Below are 17083 nucleotides of genomic sequence, written 5' to 3'. Positions count from 1 at the left end.
TCCTCACAGATTAATCGGGTAATGCATCAGCTGCTTAGCAGCACCAACGGCGCACTCGAGGCCGCCTCATCCAGCGCGATGTAATCGCCAATCGCCACGCTTGCGCCTGTCCATAAGTTGCGATAGTGGCGATGGGCGAGTGATTCGGTCAGAACCACTTCGGTTTGCGTCCACTGCGCGTTATCGAAACTCAGGCGCGGCAAGATCACCAGCAACGCGTGGTCGCTGTCCTGACGCGCAAAAGCGATGACTTTCTCCTGATGTTCGCCGCTAACCTGCAGCGGCTGATAATCACCCACGCGGAACAGCTGCGGATAATCGCGGCGCAGATGCAGAAGGCGGGCAATGACCTGTTGTTTCAGTTTGCCGCTCAGCCAGTTTTGCGCATCGTTGAAATCGGGAGATTCAGACTCTGCAAGCTGCTGCTCCAGCAGATCAAAGTCCGGCGTGCGGCGGTTGTCGGGATCGACCAGGCTGAAGTCCAGTGCTTCGCTGCCCTGATAGATATCCGGCACGCCCGGCGCGGTGAGTTTGATCACCGTTTGCGTCAGGCTGTTGATCAGTCCGGCCTGAATAAACGGCTGCAACGCGTGGCTGAAGTCGCTGAGAAACTGCTGATTGGCCGGTGAAAGCAGATGGCGTGCGTAATCCAGCACCGCCTTTTCGTAGGCTTCATTGCTCTCTGCCCAATCGGTGCGCAGCTTGGCTTCGCGTAACGCTTTCTCGACAAAGGGAATAAAGCGTTCTTCAAGTTGGCTGGCATCCTGCGGCTGCAAGGTGGTCGGCCACACGCCGGCTAACGCCTGATACAGCATCCATTCCACCGCCGGTTCCGGTGCGGCGCCATCTTCCAGCTCCACCACCTGCGCCTGATTAATCTGCCGCCAGCGCGTCACGTGTTCCGCCCACAACGCAGGCGCTTCGCTCAGTGTGTACAGCCGCGCACGCGCATCTTCGCCACGCTTGGTGTCGTGGGTTGAAGTGGAAGAGATGCCATCGGGTTGCTGCTGCAGCCGTGTTTGCATCTCGCTGTGGAAATGCGCCAGCGAGAAGGCATGCGGCAGCGGCTCTGCGCCCACTTCATTGATGGCTAACGCGACGTGATTGCGGAAGAACAGCGTGTCTTCCACCGACTTCGCCATCAGCGGTCCGGTCAGTTGCTGGAAGCGTACGCGGAATTCATGCGCCTCTTTTTCGCTCTCTTCGGAAACCGCGCCCAATAGCATCGCCTGCAGCAAACTCAGCACCGTCGGCGACGCGCTGTTTTTCACCCTTTCCAGCACCTGTTGCAGCAGCTCTTCGCCTTCAAGCGGCATGCCATCCTGCTGGCCGTAGGTACGATACACCGGGAAGGCGATGAGGATTTCCCGCAGCGCGACGTGCAGTTCCGCTTCACCGAGGTTGCGATGTTCGGAAACGGCAATCTGCGTCGCCAGCTTGAGTAAACGCGCAAATTCACCGGCGAAATTGCGATCGACCATCAATTCGCGCGCCACGCGCAGTCCACCCTCAACGTCGTTGGGTTGTCCGGTGGTGGCTTCATAGGCCAGATGCAGGGTATCGATCTGCGAATCATCGACCAGCGCGTGCGACAGCGCAGCAATAAATTCGTAGCCGGTGGTGCCAGAAATCGGCCAGTCGGCAGGAATCTGTTCCCCTTCGGCGAGGATCTTTTCCACCGTGATATAGCAATCCGGGCCGGTGGCCTGGCGCAGCTGACGCAAATAGCCTTGCGGATCGGCAAGGCCATCTACATGATCGACGCGCAGGCCGCTGACCGCGCCCGAGCGCACCAGCTCGAGAATCAGCTGATGGGAATCGGCAAACACCGCTTCATCCTCAACGCGCACGCCGACTAAACCGGTGATCTCAAAGAAACGGCGATAAGAGAGCTCGCTGCGTGCATCGCGCCAGCTCATCAAGCGCCACGGCTGCTGCTCATGCAGTTCGGCAATCGCGTTGGCATCGGTGATCGCCAGCACCTCGTCAGCGCGATCCTGCCAGCTGGCGGGCGTCAGCGGGTAAAAGCTGTCGTAATAGGCCAGCGCCGGATGGCCGGTTTCCGGATGCGCTTTAATGCTCAGCTCACCGTTTTCCAGCACGTTCTCGAAGCTGTCGCCGAGAAACGGCAGCGTCAGACGGCGCGTCCAGTCAATGTCAAAGTGATTGGCATAGCGGCTGCTCTCGCCATACTCAATCACATCGCGCCACCAGGCATTCTCCAGCGAGGCCGCCATATGGTTTGGCACGATATCGAGAATCAAGCCGATCTCCGCGTCCTGCAACGCTTCAACCAGCCGATTGAAGCCGTCACGCCCGCCAATTGCTGGTTCGATCTCATTGGCATCGGTCACATCGTAACCGTGAGTGGATTCGGCGGTGGCGCTGAAAATCGGCGACGCGTAAAGATGGCTGATGCCAAGGCGTTGCAGATAAGGCACCAGCGCCGCGGCGCGATCAAAGGTCATGCCGTTGCGAAACTGAATGCGGTACGTCGCGGTTGGAATACTCATTTTGTTGCTCCCTGATCCAAACGCACCACAATGGTGTGTTGGGGTAATGCTTCAGTTTCTTGCGGCCAGGCGAAAATCGTGCGGCCTGGCATGGTGGGTAAAGGTTGCGTCTGCTTGCCGATATTCAACGCCAGCGACAGCTCGCCCTGCGGAAAACGCCAGCTGACGGCAACAAAGCCTTCCGCCGTGGCGAGCACCTTGCCACTGTTGCCGCCCGCATCCGCCAGCAGCGGCACGATATGTTGCTGACGCAGCGCCAGCAACTCGCGCGTTAACGCCAGCCAGCTCTGACCCGCCGGCGTTTGCAGCGTATTCCAGTCAAGTTTCGAGCGGATGAAGGTCTGTTCCGCATTAGGATCCGGCACTTCTTGGTCATGCCCGGCGTGACCGGTGAACTCCTTCGCGCGGCCTTCACGTACTGCTTTGGCCAAATCGCCATGGAAATCGGTGAAGAACAGGAAGGGATTGGTTTCGCCATACTCTTCGCCCATAAACAGCAGCGGAATGTGTGGCGATAGCAGCAGCGTCGCCAGCAGCACTTTGGTACGATCGCTGCCCGCCAGGCTGATCAAACGATCGCCCTGCGCGCGGTTACCGACCTGATCATGGTTCTGGATGAAATCGACGAATGCCACTGGCGGCTGGCTGGCGCTCGGTACGCCGCGCCGCTGTCCACTCTGCGGCGACAGTTCACCCTGATAAGCAAAGCCTTCGGTCAGCACGCGCGCCACGCGTTTCTCTGGCACGTCGGCGAAATCCTCGTAATAAGCGTGGGTTTCACCGGTGGCGAATACGTGCACCGCATTGTGGAAATCATCGTTCCACTCGCCAGTAAACAGCGGCGCGTTGCCCTGTTTATCTCGCGGATGCAGGAAGATGACGTTGCGGCAATCTTCAGTGGTGAGATGGATAGGGCGCTCGGGAATGGCCTGACGGATGCGTTCGGCAATCTCAATCAGCGCATGCTTGCTGGAGCTATCTTCAATCTGATCGATGGCATCAAAACGCAGGCCATCCAGATTAAACTCCTGCAGCCAGTAGAGCGGCGCTTCGACGATGTAGCGACGCACCGCATCGACATCATAAGCAATGCCTGCGCCCCACGGCGTCATGCGCTCCTGGTGGAAAAACTCCGGCGCTAGTAGCGGCAGATAGTTGCCTTCCGGGCCAAAGTGGTTGAGCACGATATCCAGCACCACCGACAAACCGTGCGCGTGGGCGGCATCGATAAAGGCTTTGAAATCATCCGGCGATCCGTAAGCCGCATGCGGAGCGTAGAGCAACACGCCGTCGTAGCCCCAACCGCGATTGCCGCCGAACTGCGACACCGGCAGCACTTCCAGTTGCGTGATGCCTAACTCAGCCAGCCAAGGCAATTTGGCTATCGCCGCCTGGAATGTGCCTTCGGGCGTGAAGGTACCGATGTGCATTTCATACACCACCGTTTCATGCCACGGACGACCTTGCCATGCGGTGTGCTGCCAGCGATAGCTTTGCGGATCGATAACCAGTGAAGGGCCGTTGACGTCCGCCTTTTGCGCACGTGCGGCGGGATCGGGCACTACCGTGCCATCGTCCAGCACAAAGTTATACTCTGCGCCGGGCGCTACGCCGCTGACTTGCAGCGCAAACCAACCGTCACCTGCGTCGAGCATGGCTGCGTCGTTATCGGCAAGTCTTAAGGTGATGCGCTGCTGCCCAGGTGCCCAAACACGAAAACGGACGCTGTCATCAGCAAGAATTTCAGCGCCCCAGGATTTTTCAAATGATCTGAATTCCATTCAATTGCCTCGTTTAGCCCACGCAGGGGCAATGGACGACATCAAGCGATTCGCTACTGGCTGAAAACGATAAATAATTTGGGATGAAAGTTAGGTCGGACAACAAATCATAGTCGATATTTTGGCGTTTTCTGGCGTGAGGCAGTGGATTTCAGGCGGGTTTCGGAAATTATCTGTTTGAACGCTGATGTGTCACGCTTCGGTTATCCAGATGGTTGAGCGTATGAATGGCTGTTAGGGCTAAATGGCACCCGATTGCGGCGCGTCGTTTTGCACATTAAGCCGCGCCGTAATGGTATGTAAGTTCTAAAAAATCATCCGTAGAATCGATTTTTAGCATTATTTTTGAGCAGCATTTTAATCAATAATCTGACTTTGTCTGTCGCTTGGGAGGTGGCTTGTAACTGCCGTTCAAAATCGCTGATATCGACGACCTCACCCGTATTTGCAAATGTGTAATGATCGTGATGACAATTATCATTGTTTTTGGTCATTTCTTCTGTCCAGGAATGAACGCATTCGCCAGACCAAAAAATCTCATCTTTGAGTTTTGTCGCCGGGTTGCCGCCCCAACAGCTGTTTGAGGAGATGGTTTTACCCGCCACGAGGCTCATCGCACCCACAATACTACCCGAGTGGATAACCGAACCTTTCAAAATCATGGCGTTTTGACCGAGCCAGACATGGTCACCAATATAGATACTTTTGGAATGATTAATTCTGGCGTGATCTTCTTGATTAAAGACTAAATGTGGATCGGCGTTACGCATCCATATACCGAGCGAGATACAACAATCATGTCCTATAAAAATGTGCTTCTCTTCGGAAAGAATGAGTGTCAATTTATCATTGATATAGTTATTTCTTCCCAGATAACAGATGGAGTTCGAGTGAATAACGATCGTCACCGGATAGGGGAAATGGCTTGAGCTTAAATACACTATCGAGTTATTCGCATTAAATTCAATGCTTGAATTATGCAACTTAACGCCGGGTTCGCAGATGAAGATATTTCCTGAGCCAGAGAAAACGATTTTACTGTTGATCATTTCAGGGAGTTCACCGAGGAACATATTTCCCTCGAGCGTCGAAAGTGCTTCTTTTTCCGTAATAACCATCGATGATTAAGCCTAATCAAGCATTGTGAGATACCTGAAAAGCGGCGATCAAAGTTCGAAACTTAAGATGGCACATAAAAAAATGCCAGTCAGCGTTAACTGACTGGCATATCGGTTGCTGAGCCGTTAGGCCGATTTATGCTTAACCTTGCGTTTACGCAGCTTATCGAGCAAACGATGCGCTTCTGCTTCCGTCGCCACCGCAGGCGATGAACCTTTCAGCGGTTTACGTGCCGTTTCACTCAAGGTTAATACCGTCAGCAAACCAATAATCCCGGCACCGATCATGTAATACGCCGGCATCAGATTATTGTGCGTAGTATCCACCAGCCATGCAGTGATTAGAGGCGTGGTGCCACCAAACAGTGAAACCGATAAGTTAAAACCAATCGCCAGCGCGCTGTAACGAATGTCGGTGACAAACAGTGCCGGTAATGTTGCCGGCATGGTGCCGCTAAAGCAGGTATGCAACAAGCCCAGTATCGCCAATCCGGCAAACACCAGCAGCATGTTGCCAGAACCAATCAGCATGTAGCTCGGGATCGCCAACACAATTAAACCCAGCGCACCCAAACCAATCACCGGGCGGCGGCCAATGCGGTCGGTTAAATGTCCCCACATCAACGTCAGCGGCATCATGATAAACATAATCACCATCACCAACATCAGGCCGGATAATTCACTCATTCCCAGCACACCGGTTAAATAGCTCGGCATGTAGGCAGTCAACATATAGTTGGAGACGTTGAACAGCAGCACCAGACCGATACATTTCAGCAGCGGTTTACGCTGATCGCGCAGCATCTGCCACACGCTCAGGCGCGGTTTGTTGTGCTCCATCTCTTCGCGCTTATCCATGTGATCTTTAAACGCAGGCGTCTCTTCCAGCTTTAAGCGGATATACAAACCGAACAGACCCAACGGCGCAGCGAGGAAGAATGGCACACGCCAGCCCCAATCCATCATGGTTTGATGCGGTAAGAAAGCGATCATCGCGGTGACCAGGCTGGCACCCAGCAAATAGCCGCCCAGCGTCCCGAACTCAAGGAAACTACCCATAAAGCCGCGCCGCTTATCGGTGGAGTATTCCGCGATAAAGGTGGCGGCACCGCCATATTCACCGCCGGTAGAGAAACCCTGCAATAAGCGCGCGAGCAGCAGAAGAATTGGCGCGGCGATACCAATGCTGGCATAGCTCGGAATCAGACCGATACAGAAGGTACCGATCGACATCATGATCATGGTTAACGCCAACACCTTCTGACGGCCAATGCGATCGCCGAGCGGGCCAAACACCATGCCGCCAATCGGACGCACTAAAAATGCCGCAGCAAAGGTACCGAACGAAGCGATCAACTGCGCGGCAGCGCTGGCATCGGCAAAGAACACCTGACCAATGATCACGGCGAGATAGCTGTAGACGCCGAAATCAAACCACTCCATCGCATTACCCAACGCGGCGGCACTGACCGCGCGTTTGAGTAGTTTGTTGTCGATGACGGTGATGTCATCAACGGTTAAACCACTGGATGTGACTGAATTATTTGTATCTGTTCCTGTGCTCATATATTCCCCAGGTTAGAAAATGGTGCGATCTTATAGCTTTCGCAGCCGTAATTTCTTCAATGGAAAAGAAAGCTATAAGAGGCAGAAGAAGCGCAAACCCTAGTAAAGATTTCTATATCCCGCAAGTTGGCGGGATAAAACACTACTTCATCTGCAGAAATTAATGATTTTAGGCTGGTGGTCGCCCAAAAGGCGACCTGGAGAGTGTGGGGTAATTCAGCCTGGACCTTCACTACCGGCTGCCAGCAGCGGCACAATCACATCGCTGATCGGTGTGGGAATGCCGCGCGCCCGACCATAACGCTGCACCACGCCGTTGCGGATATCCCACTCCAGCGGACGATCGGCCTGGCGATCGGCAAGGATCGAAGTACCTAAATCGCTCGGCGCGCGGTGGAAACGTTCGACAATCTCTTGCGGCACCTCATCTTTTAACGCGGCACCTTCGGCGCGCGCCACCGTCAGGCACTCCTGTAAATAGGCCAGCGCTAGCGCGGTTATATCTTCGCGCTGGAACATGCCCGCACGACGATTCGACAGCACCATCAAACCGGCAACTGCGTTTTGCAGCAGCTTGCGCCAGGCGATGGTAAGAAAATCGGCAGAGAGATCGACTGCGCAGCGCGTGTCTTTTAAGGCCGTAACCACACGTTCAGCCTGCGGGGTTTCTGGCAGCGTCAGGCGCGGTTTTTCGCGCAGCCAAACCGAAGCATCCGGTTCGCGCTGGGCCGGGAACCATACCACCGACGGCAGCACGGTTGCGCCATTGACGTAGGGCGCGAGTTGGCTTTTCTGCTCAACGCCATTTTGCAGCGCGCACACCACGGTATTTTCATTGCACAGCGCTGCTAACCACGGCGCGGTGTCTTCAACCTGGGTGGTTTTCACCGCCACAAACACCAGATCGAACGGCTGCGCGATCTCGGCGGGATTGGTGAGCACCGGGCCGGGAACGATAATGTTGCCGCTGTCGTGACGCAGTTCCAGCTGCGGATGTGCGGTACGCCCGCAAATCGTTGGCGTGCGTCCAACTTCATGCAGCGCCGCCGCGATAGTGGTGCCAATCGCGCCCGGTCCAATAAGGGCAATGGTGGGATTCTCAGACATCTTTAAGCTCCTGATTATCAAGTGGCAGATCGTCTCTTCAGCAGCGAAGCATAGCCGGTTACAGCACGGTTATGTGCTTTTTCCGCAGCAGTTGGCACATTTCGTCATCGGGTTGAGTATCAACAATCAACGTACTCGCCAGAGACAGCTCGCCGATGGCAAACGCCGAGGCGGAATTCAGTTTCTCATTCGATACCATCACCACGGTTTCAGCCGCGCGTGCGGAAAGCGCGCGTTTCACACTGGCTTCTTCGTAATTGCCGGTGGTTAATCCTGCGGTTTTGTGTACGCCGGTCACGCCCATGAAGAACAGATCGGCATTGATCCGCGCAATCGCTTCCAGCACCGCCGCACCCACCGCAACCACCGAATGGCGATACAGCAAGCCGCCAATCATGATCACTTCAACCAGCGGATAATCCACCAGCGCCACGGCAATGCTTGGACTGTGCGTCACCACGGTAAAGGCAAGATCCGACGGCAGCAGCTTCACCATCTCGGCGGTGGTGGTACCGCCATCAATAATCACCACTTGTCCGGGCTGGATCAGCTTTACCGCTTTCTGCGCGATAAGACGCTTGGAGCTGATCTGCACGCTTTTGCGTGTTTCAAACGGTGCGATAGCCGCAGAAACCGGCAGCGCCCCGCCGTGCACCCGTTGCAGTAAACCTTCGGCGGCTAACTCACGCAGATCGCGGCGAATCGAGTCCTCCGATACCGCAAAACGCTGGCTCAGCTCGCTCGACATCACCTGTTTTTCCTCGAACAGAATGGCGAGGATTTGCTGTTTACGTTGACTGGAGAGCATTATTTTCTCATTCATGTTTTTGCTTGTATCTGCACGATTATGCATGCTAGCGTAGATTTTGTCATCAAACGTCGGGCGAAACGCGCAAAAAAACGCTTGCCCTAAACATCGAATCTCTGGAGAAGCCCAATGTTAATTCTTATCGCAGGACCGGTACGCAGCGGCACCAACGGCAATGAAGTGTTAATTCATGAAAATATTAAGAAATTAGATCAGATTGCTCTGCAGGTCTACCAGCGCGGACATACGCCGGTGATTGGTGAATGGCTGGCGTTGCCACTGGCAAGCGCGGCCGGTTCGCAGAAGATTGGCGATGAAATCAGTGAATCATTTCTCTATCCGGTAGCGCATCGCTTGATTCATTGTTGCGATGCGATCTTGCGCATTCCAGGTGCTTCACAGGGTGCGGATAACGATGTGCGGATTGGCAAGGAAAGGGGGATCGCGATCTTTACCCAGTTGGATGAGATTCCGGTGGTTGGGGCGTAGAAAAGGCGTGGTCGCCATGAATGGCGACCCTACAAAACCTGCAAATATTCTTAGGGTCGCCATTTATGGCGACCTGCTACGCGTTAAACCTGCGCCATACCGCCATCAACAAACAATTCTGCGGCGTTGATAAAGCTGGACGCATCGGACGCCAAAAACGCCACCACTTTACCAATCTCGCCGGGTTCGCCAAGACGACCTAACGGCACCTGAGCCGCGAGTGCATCAAACAATCCTTGCTGCTGATCTTCAGGCACCAAACCACCTAAACCTGGCGTGCGCACCGGGCCGGGGCTGACCACGTTGACGCGAATACCGCGATCTTTCACATCCAGCGCCCATGAGCGGGCAAAGTTACGCACTGCGGCTTTACTGGCGCTATATACGCTAAATCCGGCGGTGCCCTGAACCGATGTGGTTGAAGAAGTAAGAATCACCGATGCGTTGTCGCTCAGCAGCGGCAGCGCTTTCTGCACGGTGAACAGCACGCCGCGCACGTTGGTACCAAAGATACGGTCGAAATGCTCTTCGGTGATGGCGCCGAGCGGCAGCATGTCGCCGCCACCGGCGTTGGCGAACAGGATATCGAGGCGGCCGGCTTGTTTAGCGATTTCCGCATAGACGTTGTCGAGGTCGCTCAGCACCGAAGCATCAGCGCGAATACCGCTGGCGCTAGAACCGATGCTGGCAACTGCCGCATCAAGTTCCGCCTGACGACGACCGGTGATAAACACGCGTGCGCCTTGTGCCGCCAACTCCTGCGCGGATGCCAGCCCAATGCCGGTTGTGCCGCCGGTTACCAATGCGATTTTACCGTTGAGTGCGTTCATGTTTGCTTCTCCAATGTGTAATGAGGTTTTGATGACTGCGATGCAGTGCATGAGAAGCAATCTAACGTCACGGCGTTTACTGATAAATGGTGTAAAATCGAAATGACTATTCCTGTGTGTGGATAATTGAATGCAACGGAAAACAGCATGGATCAGTTAATGGCGATCAAGGCGTTTGCGCGCGTAGTCGAAGCGGGCAACTTTACGCGTGCGGCGGATTCACTCGACATGCCCAACGCCACGTTGAGCAAACTGGTGCAGGAACTGGAAGCGCATCTCGGCATTCGCTTGCTGCAACGCACCACGCGGCGCGTGACGGTGACGCCGGAAGGGCGCGATTACTATGAAAAAGCACTGCGCATCGTGCGGGATTTGGAAGATATCGATCACTCGTTCAATGCGGAAAGCGCCAAACCTGGCGGCTATCTGCGCATCGATATTGGCGGATCAACCGCGCGTGATGTGTTGATTCCGGCGCTGCCTGATTTCATCGCCCGCTATCCGGACATCCGTATCGATCTTGGCGTTGCGGACCGCGCGGTGGATTTGATCAGCGGTAATGTCGATTGCGTGATTCGCGGCGGTCCGCTCAGCGATTCGTCGCTAGTGGCGCGACATCTGGGGGATGCGGAGATGATTACCTGCGCCGCGCCGGGCTATCTGAAAACCTACGGCGTGCCAGCTTATCCGCAGGAGCTGAAAAATGGTCATCGCATGGTCAGCTATCTGTCGCCGCAAAGCGGCAGGGCGTTCCCGTTTCGTTTTACGCAAGGCGCCGAGCAGCTGGAGATTAAGAGCGAGCATCGGATCGGCGTTAACGAAAGTAACGCACATCTGGCGGCAGCGGTTGCGGGATTAGGGATTATTCAGACTTTCCGCTACGCAGCGGCGGCCGATTTACAGACGGGAAAATTGGTCGAGATTCTTGCGGCGTGGCGTCCGGCGAATTATCCGTTTCATGTGGTGTATCCGCAGAACCGCCATCTTACGCAGCGGTTGCGGGTGTTTATTGAGTGGCTGAGGGACGTGTTTCCAGAGCGGTTGAACGGGACAATGTAGGGTCACCATTCATGGCGACCCCACGGATAATTACAGCGTGCCGGTGCCGCCGTCGGAGCACCAAACCTGGCCGGAAGTGAAGCTGTTTTTCACATCGGCAAAGGTGACGTAGAGCGGGGCAATTTCAGCCGGTTGTCCCGGACGGCCCAGTGGGGCGGATGCACCAAACTTCTCCACTTTCTCTTGCGGCTGTCCGCCACTTACCTGCAGCGCGGTCCAGTAGGGACCAGGCGCAACGGCATTAACGCGAATCTGCTCTTTACCCAGCTGTTTTGCCAACGCTTTGGTGAAGGCGACAATCGAGGCTTTGGTCTGCGCATAATCCAGCAATATCGCACTCGGATCATAAGCCTGCACTGAAGAGGTATTGATGATGGAGGAACCCGCTGGCAGATATTTCAGCGCCGCTTTGGTAATCCAGAACATTGCATAGACGTTGGTTTTGAAGGTGGCGTCAAAGTCTTCAGTGGAAAGCGTGCGGATCGATTCGTTGAACTGCTGACGTCCGGCGTTATTCACCAGAATATCCAATCCGCCCAACTGGTCAGCGGCCTGATCGACCAGCTTCTGGCAGAACGCTTCGGAACGAATGTCGCCCGGAATCGCCACCGCTTTGCGGCCTTCAGCTTCAATCAGTTTCACCACTTCTGCCGCATCGGCTTCTTCTTCCGGCAGGAAGTTAATGGCTACATCGGCACCTTCACGGGCATAAGCAATGGCCACGGCGCGACCAATACCGGAATCGCCGCCGGTGATAAGCGCTTTACGGCCGGTCAATCTGCCGGTACCACGATAGCTGGTTTCACCATGATCGGGACGGGGATCCATTTTGCTCGCCAAACCCGGCATCGGTTGCGTCTGCTTTTTAAAAGGCGGAACCGGATACGCTTCAGTAATTAAGGTTTTATTGGTGGCTTGCGTTGTCATATATATCTCCTTGTCGCATGAAGTGAATAAATTAAGCCTGGCATAAATGTGATGTTTGTCACGTTAAAAAGTGAGCAATCAGATTTATTAAGACGAAACGGCAAGATCAGGGTGCTATTAATGGAAGGCAGTTACGTAAGGTTATTAACGGTATTTATTTCAGAAGGATAAAAGTGATGGGATAATTCTGAGGGCGTCCGTGCCCAGGCGGGTTTCCAGGGTGTTATGTACTATTTAAAACGTGGTTGGCTACTTCTTGCCGCCTTTCTTACCAGCTTCTGATGCTTTAGCGGGATCGTCTTTGAAACTCCCTCCGCTTTTTTCTCCGCCTTTTTTACCGGCTTCTGATGCTTTCTTTTTATCGTCAGCAAAATTGCCAGAACCGCCTCTATGCTCAGCCATAAAACATCCTCTCGTGAGTTGTTGTTGCATGGCGGAAATAACTGCTTCAACGCCATGCCCGTGCTGCAAATTTAAGATTAGCGAGCTTCAGATTAATCACAAGCGGAGCGGAAGTGATTATTTATCGTTCACCGGCGGGATGTTAATAAAATAAGTACCGCTATAGGGAATCGGTAAGAAATCATGGAAAATCTGCTTTAAGGTCTTTTCAGGTTCTACGTCCGCAAATAGCTGCGGATAGAGTGACTTAGCCATAAATTCTGTCGCCGCGATGTGCCACGGGCTGAGGTAAAAGTTCATCCAGATCACCGCCGAGTGACCATTTTTCAATGCAGATAATTCACGTAAACCCTTTTGCTGCGCCGTCAGCTGTTCAAAACTGCTGATCACGGTTTCTGGCGCCACGTCTGGCCCTAATTTCAGCAAGCCCTGCGAGGCATTATCGCCAAAACCGGTGGCAAAGTAGTACTGCGGCTGCGCGGCAATCACGCTTTCTTCACTCAGGCGACCAAACACGCCGTGCTGCGTTTTATTGGCGATGTTGTCGCCGCCCGCCGCGTTGAGTAATTCGCCGAGGCTGCCGTTGATTGCCGTCACGCAGCACTCGTTACGGCGTCCGAGATGCAGTTGCAGCAGCACCGAAGGCTTTGCACCCTGATACGTGGCTAAGCGTTCACGAATCACCTGCATATGCTGATTGTAAAATTGATTAAACGCCTGCGCGCGCGCTTGCTGATTCAGCACTTCACCAAAAATTTCCACGCTGCGGCGGGTGTTTTTCAGCAGATGCACACGCAAATCGATCTTCACCACCGGGATATGTGCCGCCTTCAGCATGGTGACCAAACGTAAGTCGGCATCATCGTAGCGCGCCAGGCTCGGTAAAATCACCACGTCCGGCTTCAGTGCCAGAATCTGCTCGGGATTGATGGCGTTGGGCCCGCCGGAACCGAGCGACGGGATTTTCAGCATCTGCGGAAACTGGCGGGCAAAACTGTTCCAGGTTTGGCTGTCGTACTTTTTCAGATCCTGCGGCCACGCCACAATATGCTGAAACGGATCGCCCGGTTCGAGCAACGCCAGCGTATACAGCATGCGGCTTTCGCCCAGCACGATACGCTGTGGACGATCGGGGATCTCAACGCGAGTGCCGTCAATATCGGTGATGGTTTTCGCCCACACCGCGCTACTTATTAGAACCAGGAAACCAGCCAAAATCCTGGCGAGCAAGGAAGGCGCACGTCGAGCGCCTGGGGTAAATATCGAATCAGAATTCAACGCTGGCCTCGAGCATCAGGTTGCGGGTTTCTCCTTCACGCACGCGCAGATTGCCGCCGCTGGAGGTGTAATAGTGCTTATTAAACAGGTTGTTCAGATTGAGTTTCAGTTGGGTTTTCTCACCGAACAAATGGTTGTTCCAGGCGATAAAGCTGTCCGCCACCACATAATCGGGCATGTTAAAACTGTTTTCCGGATCGCCTGCGCGCGTTCCCACATAACGCGCGCCGCCGCCCACACGGAAATCGCCCGGCACGCCGGAGATCGCCAGATTATGACTCAGATAGAGCGCGCCAGCGTGGCGGGGCGCGTTTTGCAAACGGTTACCGTTGTTAGCCGCGTTAACGCCATCATCAACAATCTCCGCTTTGTCATAGCTGTAGTTGGCGCTGAGATCCCAGCCCGGCAGCACTTCGCCATTTAACTCAAATTCCGCGCCGCTGGATCGGGCTTTATTGATGGCGCGCGTAGTGCCGTTAATGCTCAGCGACATATCGCGCTCGTCAATGCGATACAGCGCCACGCTGGCAAACAGCTTCGGTGAAATCTGCCATTTGCTGCCCACTTCCCATGTGGTGCCCTGTTCCGGTTTTCCGACGTTGCCGTCATCATCCACATCGGTCGATGGTGTGAAGGATTTACTCACGCTGGTGTAGAGCGAAACGTCTGGCGTCACTTTGTAGATCAAACCAGCCTGCGGCAGGAATTTGTTGCCATCGCTGTCCAACGTTTGCACCACCGGATCGAAGCCTTTCGATGCGCGCTGCTCGTAATGCTGATAGCGCCCGCCAAGCACCGCAATCCAGTTTTCCGTCAAACTGATGCTGTCTTTGGCATAGATGGAACGGCTGTGCGTGCGATTGAGGTTATTAGCGTTGGCGGTGTTTTCGGTGCTGCTGTTGGTGATTGGCGACAAAATATCGTACTGCGGATTGTTGAAGTTAAAACCGGTGTTGGCTTTGCCTTGATACTGATGCGCGCGATAGGTTTGGATCATCTCGTAATCGGTACCCAAAACCACATCGTGCGTCATGCCGAAAACTTGCTGTGAGCCGATCAAGTCCCAGGAAACGTATTTGGTTTTATGGTTAAAACCGCGATTGGCATCGGCGCGACGCGTCACCACGCCGGTGTTGGGATTGACTGCGGTAACGCGCACTTCATTGTTATCGTATTGGCGCTGGTTCCAGCCGAGGGTAACGCGCGTGCTCCAGTCGTCATTAAACTGCCAGTCATAATGGGCGTTGAGGGTTTTGTTGTGGCCCCACGCATGGTTGGCTTTGTCATCCAGACGATCTTTGTAGCCGATATCAATCGGTTTGCCGTCGATAAATGCGGTGCCGCGATCGTAAGGAATGTCGTATTGATAATCAGAATAGCTAATCAGGAAGCTGGCTTGCTCACCAAACCACTGCAGCGAAGGCGCGATCAGCGTGTGCTTTTCAGTGCCAAAATTGCGCCAGTAATCCTGATTCTGTTTTTCCGCAATCAGGCGGAAGGCGAAGCCGTTGCCGAGCGGCCCTGTGATATCCACGGTGCCCGCGCCGCCGCCTTCACTGGAGGTTCTGCCGCTGACTTTGGTGTGCCATACATACTGCGGCTTCTTGCTTATCACATTGATTACGCCACCCGGATTTTGAATGCCGTACAGCAACGATGCTGAGCCTTTCAGCACTTCCACGCGCTCGGTGGTGGCATCAAAGTTCAAACCCTGGCTGCTGCGCACCCCATCGCGATAGATCGAACCATCCGAATTGCTGCCAAAGCCGCGACGTACAAAGCCATCTTCGGTGCCGGCCAGCGTGTTGCCTTCCGTCACGCCGCTGACAAAGCGCATTGCATCGGTAAGACTCGACGCCTGAAAGTCTTCAAGTTGCTGCTGCGTCACCACGCTGACTGACTGCGCCTGGTTAATACGCGGCGTAGACGTTTTACTGCCGACCGAACTATTAGTGACGTTGTCACCTTGTGCGTTCTCTTCCTGCGCTGAAACGGTGAGCGTGCTGCTTTCCTCAGCGGCAAAACTGCTGGCGGAACTCCAGAGGCTAACGCCGTAAATCGCAGCAAGGATGGCTGGATGGCGTTGAGATTTAAAAGTGAAGGGCTTGTTGTTATTCATTCATCATTAACCTGGTGCAATGCAATTGAGAATCATTCAATCATGATGTAATGTAGTAGTAAATGGAAATAATTTCGAACCTATTACACTTTTATTGGTATAAATTCATTGTCTTACATATTTTAGTCTTGGTAGTAATTGCGTAATTCACTACAAACCTTCAGTAATAATCTCACTCTTAAAGAGCAACCAGCAGATGAACAGAAATAGCAGTAAAAGTCGTGTGGATGTTCTGGGTGAACGCTATCGATCGCGCGCGCCGACATTATCATCCAGCCTGCAAGCGGTGGCGCGTTACATCCATGACCACCGCGAAGTGGTTTTGGATGCCACGGCGATGGAAATTGCCGACGCCACCCACACCTCGGATGCCACTGTAGTTCGTGCGGTGCAGGCATTAGGTTTTGCCGGTTTGCGCGATTTGAAAACCACGCTGACCGCCTGGTTTGGCCCGGCGATGAATTCTGAAGAGAAGATGAGCGCCACCGTGGGCGAACTCTCGTGTGATATCAATTCGGGCATCGATTTTGTGCTGAGCGGCCATAAACGCGCCTGCGATGCGTTATCTGAACCGCACAATCGGGAAGCGGTCGCCAAAGCGGTAACACATCTTATAGATGCGCGTCAGGTAGCGCTGTTTGGCATCAATGCTTCGGGGATTTTGGCGGATTACAGTGCGCGTTTGTTCACGCGTATTGGGATTCCGGCGGTGACGCTCAATCGCTCCGGTATTGCGCTGGCGGAACAGTTGATTGGGCTGCAGCGTGGTGATGTGCTGATTATGATGGCGCAGAAGTCGGCGCACCGTGAAGGCATCACCGCACTGAAAGAGGCGAAACGTCTTGGCATGCCGGTGATTTTGCTGACTAATGCGCTGGATTCAGCTTTCGCTAAACAGGCGGATGTGATTATCAACGTGCCGCGCGGCGGCGAGAATGGTCGCATGCCGCTGCACGGAACGGTGCTGGTGTGTCTGGAGATGCTGATTTTGTCGGTGGCTTCCGCGACCTCATCGCGTACGGTGAAAACCATGAAGCGTATTCAGGACCTCAATCGATCGCTGAAGCCATCCGGCAAAAAGTAAGG

At 54.2% G+C, this 17083-nt stretch carries 14 protein-coding genes; 3 read left to right on the top strand and 11 right to left on the bottom strand.

What is annotated here, in order from left to right; all coding sequences use genetic code 11:
• Nucleotides 1–26: 26 nt before the first annotated feature.
• The 6 genes from treY to NQH49_RS22040 all read right to left on the bottom strand — a co-directional run bounded on the left by treY (nt 27) and on the right by NQH49_RS22040 (nt 8908).
• Nucleotides 27–2513: a malto-oligosyltrehalose synthase gene (treY, locus tag NQH49_RS22065; protein ID WP_256698861.1), complete on the bottom strand. Its 2487-nt coding sequence runs from the start codon at nt 2511–2513 to the stop codon at nt 27–29.
• Nucleotides 2510–4294 (bottom strand): malto-oligosyltrehalose trehalohydrolase, encoded by a 1785-nt coding sequence (treZ, locus tag NQH49_RS22060; RefSeq protein WP_256698860.1) that lies wholly within the window; start codon nt 4292–4294, stop codon nt 2510–2512. Before treZ ends, treY begins: the two co-directional genes overlap by 4 nt.
• A gap of 314 nt (nt 4295–4608) precedes the next feature.
• Nucleotides 4609–5412, bottom strand: coding sequence for an acyltransferase (locus NQH49_RS22055; RefSeq protein ID WP_256698859.1), 804 nt, complete (start codon nt 5410–5412; stop codon nt 4609–4611).
• Between the two features lie 126 nt (nt 5413–5538).
• Nucleotides 5539–6978, bottom strand: a complete 1440-nt coding sequence (gene proP, locus NQH49_RS22050; protein ID WP_256698858.1) for a glycine betaine/L-proline transporter ProP — start codon at nt 6976–6978, stop codon at nt 5539–5541.
• Between the two features lie 216 nt (nt 6979–7194).
• Entirely contained in the window at nt 7195–8085 is an 891-nt protein-coding gene (locus NQH49_RS22045; protein WP_256698857.1) for an oxidoreductase, read from the bottom strand.
• A 58-nt stretch (nt 8086–8143) separates the two neighbouring features.
• Nucleotides 8144–8908 carry a DeoR/GlpR family DNA-binding transcription regulator gene (locus tag NQH49_RS22040; protein ID WP_372340046.1) on the bottom strand — a complete coding sequence of 255 codons (765 nt, stop codon included), beginning with the start codon at nt 8906–8908 and terminating at the stop codon, nt 8144–8146.
• 114 nt (nt 8909–9022) lie between these two features.
• Here NQH49_RS22040 and NQH49_RS22035 point away from each other — a divergent pair, with 114 nt between their 5' ends.
• Complete coding sequence (locus NQH49_RS22035) at nt 9023–9382, top strand: NUDIX hydrolase (RefSeq protein WP_256698855.1); 360 nt, start codon at nt 9023–9025, stop codon at nt 9380–9382.
• 83 nt (nt 9383–9465) lie between these two features.
• Here NQH49_RS22035 and NQH49_RS22030 read toward each other — a convergent pair whose 3' ends face one another.
• Nucleotides 9466–10212, bottom strand: a complete 747-nt coding sequence (locus NQH49_RS22030; protein WP_008110186.1) for an SDR family NAD(P)-dependent oxidoreductase — start codon at nt 10210–10212, stop codon at nt 9466–9468.
• Nucleotides 10213–10359: 147 nt separating this feature from the next.
• Between NQH49_RS22030 and NQH49_RS22025 the strand changes: the two genes are divergently transcribed.
• A complete protein-coding gene (locus tag NQH49_RS22025; protein WP_256698854.1) occupies nt 10360–11271 on the top strand; it encodes a LysR family transcriptional regulator in 912 nt (303 codons plus the stop codon).
• A 30-nt stretch (nt 11272–11301) separates the two neighbouring features.
• On the opposite strand, the gene NQH49_RS22020 is transcribed toward NQH49_RS22025, so the two are convergent.
• From NQH49_RS22020 to NQH49_RS22005, 4 genes are all read right to left on the bottom strand, one after another.
• Nucleotides 11302–12198, bottom strand: coding sequence for an SDR family oxidoreductase (locus NQH49_RS22020; RefSeq protein ID WP_256698853.1), 897 nt, complete (start codon nt 12196–12198; stop codon nt 11302–11304).
• 249 nt (nt 12199–12447) lie between these two features.
• Nucleotides 12448–12600, bottom strand: a complete 153-nt coding sequence (locus NQH49_RS22015; protein ID WP_101761338.1) for a con-10 family general stress protein — start codon at nt 12598–12600, stop codon at nt 12448–12450.
• A gap of 117 nt (nt 12601–12717) precedes the next feature.
• Nucleotides 12718–13830: an ABC transporter substrate-binding protein gene (locus NQH49_RS22010; RefSeq protein WP_256698852.1), complete on the bottom strand. Its 1113-nt coding sequence runs from the start codon at nt 13828–13830 to the stop codon at nt 12718–12720.
• A 37-nt stretch (nt 13831–13867) separates the two neighbouring features.
• Nucleotides 13868–15997, bottom strand: coding sequence for a TonB-dependent siderophore receptor (locus NQH49_RS22005; RefSeq protein ID WP_256698851.1), 2130 nt, complete (start codon nt 15995–15997; stop codon nt 13868–13870).
• A gap of 196 nt (nt 15998–16193) precedes the next feature.
• Between NQH49_RS22005 and NQH49_RS22000 the strand changes: the two genes are divergently transcribed.
• The gene (locus NQH49_RS22000; protein WP_256698850.1) at nt 16194–17081 is read left to right on the top strand and encodes a MurR/RpiR family transcriptional regulator; all 888 of its coding nucleotides are present in this window, start codon (nt 16194–16196) and stop codon (nt 17079–17081) included.
• Nucleotides 17082–17083: the final 2 nt, after the last annotated feature.

The sequence above is a fragment of the Pantoea trifolii genome (assembly GCF_024506435.1).
Taxonomy (GTDB): Bacteria; Pseudomonadota; Gammaproteobacteria; order Enterobacterales; family Enterobacteriaceae; genus Pantoea; species Pantoea trifolii.
This window is presented reverse-complemented; position numbering and strand designations above follow the sequence as displayed.